Source organism: Nocardioides sp. NPDC057767, assembly GCF_042798275.1.
Classification (GTDB): domain Bacteria; phylum Actinomycetota; class Actinomycetes; order Propionibacteriales; family Nocardioidaceae; genus Nocardioides.
Genome location: NZ_JBHVKJ010000114.1, coordinates 1 through 6,183, shown reverse-complemented (window position 1 = coordinate 6,183; position 6,183 = coordinate 1). Strand labels below are relative to the sequence as shown.

6 protein-coding genes are annotated in these 6,183 nt (G+C 67.8%); 5 read left to right on the top strand and 1 reads right to left on the bottom strand.

The features are described 5' to 3' along the window. Positions 1–146 precede the first annotated feature (146 nt). Together ACFVDI_RS28430 and ACFVDI_RS28425 are read left to right on the top strand one after the other, a co-directional pair. A complete protein-coding gene (locus tag ACFVDI_RS28430) occupies positions 147–1,115 on the top strand; it encodes a zinc-binding dehydrogenase (RefSeq protein ID WP_378912233.1) in 969 nt (322 codons plus the stop codon). 207 nt (positions 1,116–1,322) lie between these two features. Continuing rightward, on the top strand, positions 1,323–2,852 hold the full coding sequence (locus ACFVDI_RS28425) for an MDR family MFS transporter (protein ID WP_378912232.1): 1,530 nt from the start codon (positions 1,323–1,325) through the stop codon (positions 2,850–2,852). 31 nt (positions 2,853–2,883) lie between these two features. Here ACFVDI_RS28425 and ACFVDI_RS28420 read toward each other — a convergent pair whose 3' ends face one another. Next, positions 2,884–3,519, bottom strand: a complete 636-nt coding sequence (locus ACFVDI_RS28420) for a TetR family transcriptional regulator (protein ID WP_378912231.1) — start codon at positions 3,517–3,519, stop codon at positions 2,884–2,886. A gap of 146 nt (positions 3,520–3,665) precedes the next feature. Here ACFVDI_RS28420 and ACFVDI_RS28415 point away from each other — a divergent pair, with 146 nt between their 5' ends. Genes ACFVDI_RS28415 through ACFVDI_RS28405 form a run of 3 tightly spaced genes read left to right on the top strand, consistent with a single transcriptional unit; the run spans position 3,666 to position 6,138 of the window. Next, positions 3,666–4,760: a flavin reductase family protein gene (locus ACFVDI_RS28415; RefSeq protein WP_378912230.1), complete on the top strand. Its 1,095-nt coding sequence runs from the start codon at positions 3,666–3,668 to the stop codon at positions 4,758–4,760. A gap of 23 nt (positions 4,761–4,783) precedes the next feature. Then, positions 4,784–5,908 (top strand): fatty acid desaturase family protein, encoded by a 1,125-nt coding sequence (locus ACFVDI_RS28410; protein ID WP_378912229.1) that lies wholly within the window; start codon positions 4,784–4,786, stop codon positions 5,906–5,908. Between the two features lie 26 nt (positions 5,909–5,934). Beyond that, the gene (locus tag ACFVDI_RS28405; protein WP_040756509.1) at positions 5,935–6,138 is read left to right on the top strand and encodes a hypothetical protein; all 204 of its coding nucleotides are present in this window, start codon (positions 5,935–5,937) and stop codon (positions 6,136–6,138) included. The last annotated feature ends 45 nt before the right edge of the window (positions 6,139–6,183 follow it).

The following is a 6,183-nucleotide window of genomic DNA, read 5'->3' as shown; positions in this document are numbered from 1 at the left end:
GCCGCCCTCGTGGCACTGACCACGGCTCCGGCTCCGTCGGCTCGTCATGACGGGCCGACTCGGCGATCGGCGCTGTCAGGATGAGCCGACTCGGCCGGTTTGGACGCACGGTTGCGCCGGCTCGGCGGGTCGGTAGGGTCAGGCGCATGTTCGCTGCGTACGCCGAGAAGTTCTCATCCGACGACCCGATCTCCGGCCTCGTGCTGGGGGAGCGGCCCGAGCCGGTAGCTCCTGACGGGTGGACGACGGTCACCGTCAAGGCGGCCTCGCTCAACCACCACGACCTGTGGTCGCTGCAGGGGGTCGGGCTCAAGGCCGAGGCGCTGCCGATGATCCTCGGCTGCGACGCGGCCGGCCTCGACGAGGACGGCAACGAGGTCGTGGTCCACTCGGTCATCTCCTCGCCCGACTGGACCGGAGACGAGACCCTCGACCCGAAGCGGTCGCTGCTCTCCGAGCGTCACCAGGGCACCTTCGCCGAGAAGGTGATCGTGCCCCGTCGCAACGTGGTGGCCAAGCCCGCCGGCATGTCGTTCGAGGAGGCCGCGTGCCTGCCGACGGCATGGCTGACGGCCTACCGGATGCTGTTCACCCAGGGTGGGCTCAAGGCCGGTGACTCGGTGCTGGTGCAGGGCGCCGGCGGCGGCGTGGCGACCGCGGCGATCACGCTCGCGCGGGCGGCCGGGCTCAAGGTCTACGCCACCTCGCGTGACGAGGCGAAGCAGAAGCGTGCCCTCGAGCTCGGTGCCCACGTGGTCCTGGCCTCGGGGGAGCGGCTGCCGGTCAAGGTCGACGCCGTGATCGAGACCGTCGGGCGGGCGACCTGGACGCACTCGGTGCGTTCGCTGCGGCCGGGCGGCTCGATCATCATCAGCGGCACCACGTCGGGTCCGAACCTCGACGACGCGATGCTGACCAACATCTTCTTCCTGCAGCTCAAGGTGATCGGCTCCACGATGGGCACCCGCAACGAGCTGGCGAGCCTGGTCTCGCTGCTCGAGGCCACCGGCACCCGCCCGCTGATCGACCGCACCATGCCGCTGACCGAGGCCAAGGCCGGCTTCGAGGCGATGCACGCCGGTGATCTCTTCGGGAAGGTCGTCTTCACGCTGTGACCCGCAACTGAAACCGGCAGCGATGCCGGCAGTGTGACGTACGGAATATCGTTCGACTCCTCGGGGTTCAGCAGGGACCATTGAGTGTCACTGCCGGGGTGCTCGAAAAGTTTCTCGTGGCGTGATGTCGAAATCGGCCTCGCCCGTTCGATCTGTGTATGAGAGCGGGCGGCACCGGGCCCCTGCGTACGACCCGAGGAACTCGTCATGACTGCTGCCGTCACAACATCACATCGTCCACTCGACGGTGAGAAGCGGCGTACGCCTGCCGTCATCACCCTTCTCGTGCTCGCCACCTTCGTGGTGATCCTCAACGAGACGATCATGCTCAACGCGATCCCGAACCTGATGAACAGCTTCGGGGTCACCGAGCATGCCGCGCAGTGGGTCTCGACCGCGTTCATGCTGACCATGGCCTCGGTGATCCCGGTGACCGGCTGGTTCCTGCAGCGGGTGACGACCCGGACGGCGTACGCCACCGCGATGGGCGTCTTCATCGCCGGCACGGTGATCTCGGCGATCGCGCCGGTCTTCGGGATCCTGCTCGCCGGCCGGGTCATCCAGGCCGCCGGCACCGCGGTGATGATGCCGCTGCTGATGACCACGCTGATGACGGTCGTCGACGAGAGCGACCGCGGCCGGGTGATGGGCAACGTCACCATGGCCATCTCGGTCGCGCCGGCCCTCGGGCCGACTCTGTCCGGCCTGATCCTGGGCTTCGGCTCGTGGCGCCTGCTCTTCCTGCTGGTCCTGCCGATCGCCGTCGTCGTCGCCTGGTCCGGCCTGCGCCGCCTGGAGAACGTCAACGAGCCCGCGGAGTCGAGCGTCGACTGGGCCTCCGTGGTCATCGCCGCGCTCGGTTTCGGTTCGCTCGTCTACGGACTGAGCCGGTTCGCCGAGGGTGAGGTCGGGCTTCCGCTGCTCATCGCGGCCGCCGGTGCGGTGCTGATCCTGGGGTTCGTGCTCCGTCAGCTCCGGCTGCAGCGCACCGGGTCGCCGCTGCTCGACCTGCGCGCCTTCCTGCACGCCACCTTCACCAAGTCGCTGGTCCTGATGGCGATCGCGTTCCTGGCGATGATGGGCTCGATGATCCTGCTGCCGCTCTACCTGCAGACCGTGCGTGGACTCACGCCGCTCTACACCGGCCTCCTGGTGATGCCGGGCGGTCTCGCGATGGGTCTCCTCGGGCCGACCGTGGGCCGGATCTTCGACGCATACGGCGGCCGGGTGCTCGTCATTCCGGGCTCGATCGGCATCGTGGCGGCTCTGGGCGGGCTCTCGCAGATCTCGCTGACCACGCCCTACTGGCTTGTGCTGGTGCTCCACATGGTCCTGATGGTCAGCCTGGCCGCGGCCTTCACCCCGGTCTTCACGCTGGGCCTCGGGTCGCTGCCGTCCCACCTCTACTCCCACGGCTCCTCGATCCTGGGCACGCTCCAGCAGGTCGCGGCCGCGTTCGGCACCGCCCTGGCGGTGACCGTGATGTCCGTACGCAGCGACCAGGTCGTCGACGAGGTCGGCGCGGTCGCGGCTCAGGTGAGCGGCCTGCAGGCCGCGTTCCTCGTCAGCGCCGCGCTGGCTGTGATCGTCGTGGTGATGGCCATCCTGCTGCCCGCTCGGGCAGAGGGACACGAGGAGTCTGCTGACGGGTCCGCCGAGGAGCCTGTCGCGGATGTCGACGCCGAGCTCGCTGAGCTGTGCGAGCACGGGCGCGAGCCTGCGGTCTGCGGCTGCTGAGTCGTAGGTATGCCCGGTCAACCGGGGATACCTACGACTCCGAGCGCCACTGGTAGACGCCGACCAGCAGCATCCTCAGCTGCGTACGCACGGTGGCGACGATCTGTTCCTCCTGCTCGGGGCGCGTGGTGGAGAGGATCTGCTCGGCGGTGGCGACCAGGACGGTCACGAACAGCGACGAGAGCACGTGCAGGTCCTTGGATGTCCACGTGTCGGTGCCGGTCATCAGCGCCAGGTCGGTGGCGAGCTCGCGTTCGCAGAGCTCGATCTCGCGCCGGATGGCCTCGCGCACCGAGCGCGGCCCGGCGACCCGCTCGCGGGCGATGAACCCGAAGTGGTTGCGGCGCCGGTGGACGTGGTCGACGAGGGCGTCGATCGAGCCGTCGACAATGTCTTTGTCGGCCTGAGCGTTGCGGCGTACGTCGCGGAAGAGGTCGCGCAACGAGTCGAAGGACTCCTCGACCAGGGCCAGCCCGAGCGACTCGATGGAGTCGAAGTGGCGGTAGAACGCGGTCGGCACGATGCCGACCTGCTTGGCGACCTGGCGCAGCGAGAGGGCGGTCAGCGAGCTGTCGGAGCACAGCTCCAGCGTCGCGTCCAGGATCGCTCGCCGGGTCCGGAGCTTGCGCTCCGCACGGCTCTCCGGCTCCGTCCCCGTCTCGATCACCAGACCATCCTAGAGGCAGGGGTTGCCGAAGCATCAGGTGCACACCTGTACACCGTGATCTGGACCACGTGCTTCGTGTCTTGACGCGGGTTGTGGTGACCCGCCATCGTTGTCGGTGTACAGATGTTCACTGAAAGGCGAAACACATGGCACTCGACCTCGGCGGCCGGATCCTCCGCTCCCGCACGGTTGCGGCGCTCGCCTCCCCGCACGGCATCGACCGCTACCTGACCCAGATCAACCCGATGCTGGCCGCGCACGAGGTGCGGGCCCGCATCACCGACATCCATCCGGAGGTCAGCGCGCCCGGCGCGCCCCGGGTGGCGACCGTGACGCTCCAGCCCACCTCGACCTGGCGCGGTCACCGCGCCGGCCAGCACGTCAGTGTCGGCATCGACACGGGGGAGGGGCGGCGCACCACCCGCGTCTTCACCGTCTCCAACACCGAGGGCAAGGCCGGTGAGCCGCTCACCATCACGGTGCGTGCTCACGACGACGAGCACGCGACTCCCTACAGCATCTCCAAGTACCTGACCGAGCGCGCCACCGTCGGCACCCTGGTGCACCTGTCCCAGGCCGAGGGCGACTTCGTGCTGCCCGACCGTGTGCCCGAGCACATCGTGCTGATCTCCGGTGGCTCCGGCATCACCCCGGTGATGTCGATGCTGCGCTCCCTGCAGCGGCGTACGCACCGGGGCAAGGTCACCTTTCTGCACTGGGCGCCCAGCGCCGACCGCCAGATCTTCGCCGAGGAGCTCGAGGAGATCCGGCACCAGGGCCACGGCGTCGACCTGCACCTCCTCCACACCGCCGACGGGGCGCCCTATCTCTCCCCGGCGCTGCTCTCGAAGCTGGTCCCGGGATATCGGGACCTGCCGACGTGGGCCTGCGGGCCGGCGTCGCTCATCGAGGCGGCCCAGGCTGCGTACGCCGGCACGGAGTCGCTGAAGGTGGAGTACTTCAAGCCGCCGAAGACCGCCGGTGTGGCCGGCGGTGAGATGGAGTTCGCGCGCACCGGCAAGACCGTCGCCAACGACGGCGCCACGATCCTCGACCAGGCCGAGGCCGCGGGGCTGACCCCCGAGTCCGGCTGCCGGATGGGGATCTGCTTCTCCTGCACCACCAACAAGAGCTCCGGACGGGTCCGCAACATCCTGACCGGCGAGACCTCCGAGCTCCCCGACGAACAGATCCGGATCTGCGTGAGCACGCCCGAGGGCGACTGCTCCGTGGACCTCTGACGATTCCTCCAAGGAGACACCCCATGACCACCGTTGAGAACACCGGCAACCGCCGCCTCTCCGCCGAGGAGCTCGAAGCCTTCGGCCAGGAGATGGACGCCATCCGCCAGCGGATCGTCGCCGACCTGGGCGAGAAGGACTCGGCGTACATCTACGACATCGTGAAGAAACAGCGCGCCTTCGAGCTCGCCGGCCGCGCGCTCTTCTACCTGCCCGTGATCGGCTGGGTCCCGGCCGTCGCCTGTCTGTCGATCTCCAAGATCCTCGACAACATGGAGATCGGGCACAACGTCATGCACGGCCAGTACGACTGGATGGGCGACCCCGACCTCAACTCGCGCATGTTCGAGTGGGACAACGTCTGCCCCTCCGACCAGTGGAAGTACTCCCACAACTACATCCACCACACCTTCACCAACGTCCTCGGCAAGGACCGCGACATCGGCTACGGCATCCTGCGCATGGACGAGGACCAGAAGTGGCACCCCTACTTCCTCGGCAACCCGCTCTATGCGTTCCTGCTGATGATCTTCTTCGAGTGGGGCGTCGCGATGCATGACCTCGAGGTCGAGAACATCGTCGCCGGCAAGCGCAAGATGTCGGACAACGCCGAGCTGCACCGTGGGCTGATGAAGAAGGTCAAGCGCCAGGCGTTGAAGGACTACGTCCTGTTCCCGCTGCTGACTGGTCCGCTCGCACCGTTGACGTTCCTCGGCAACGGTGTGGCTAACCTGGTACGCAACATCTGGGCGTTCAACATCATCTTCTGCGGCCACTTCCCGGCCGGAGTCGCCTCTTTCTCGCAGGAGGAGTGCGAGGACGAGACCCAGGGTCACTGGTACTACCGTCAGCTGCTCGGCTCGGCCAACATCACCGGTGGCCGCATCTTCCACATCATGTCCGGGAACCTGTCGCACCAGATCGAGCACCACCTCTTCCCCGACCTGCCCGCGCGCCGCTACCCGGAGATCGCCGAGGAGGTCCGCGAGATCTGCGAGCGCTACGGCCTCTCCTACAACACCGGCCCGCTGCACCAGCAGCTGTGGGGCGTCTTCAAGAAGATCTGCCGGTACGCCCTGCCCGATCGCAAGCGCCCCGTCACGGCGCCTTCGGAAGGCACTCCTGCCCTCGAGGGGGTCGCGGCATGACGGATGACCGGCCACAATGGGTGGTCATGGCACCAGATCTGAGCAAGAACGAGATCCGCAAGGATGTCGCGCAGAGCGCCGTCGAGGTCACCGCGACCACCGTCGGACAGGTGGCGGTCATCATCACCGGCGCCGTACGTGACGTGGCCGGCGCCATCGGCGGCCTCGCCACCGAGCTGTTCGAGCTCCGCGCCGCGGCCAAGCGCGCCGAGAAAGACCTCGACGAATAGGTAGTTCTGACGGCCGAGTCTGCAGTTGTGGGCGACGAAACTTCC

Coding starts and splice junctions, on each gene's coding strand:
- ACFVDI_RS28430 (WP_378912233.1), top strand. CDS start 147: ATGTTCGCTGCGTACGCCGAGAAGTTCTCATCCGACGACCCGATCTCC.
- ACFVDI_RS28415 (WP_378912230.1), top strand. CDS start 3,666: ATGGCACTCGACCTCGGCGGCCGGATCCTCCGCTCCCGCACGGTTGCG.
- ACFVDI_RS28405 (WP_040756509.1), top strand. CDS start 5,935: ATGGCACCAGATCTGAGCAAGAACGAGATCCGCAAGGATGTCGCGCAG.
- ACFVDI_RS28425 (WP_378912232.1), top strand. CDS start 1,323: ATGACTGCTGCCGTCACAACATCACATCGTCCACTCGACGGTGAGAAG.
- ACFVDI_RS28410 (WP_378912229.1), top strand. CDS start 4,784: ATGACCACCGTTGAGAACACCGGCAACCGCCGCCTCTCCGCCGAGGAG.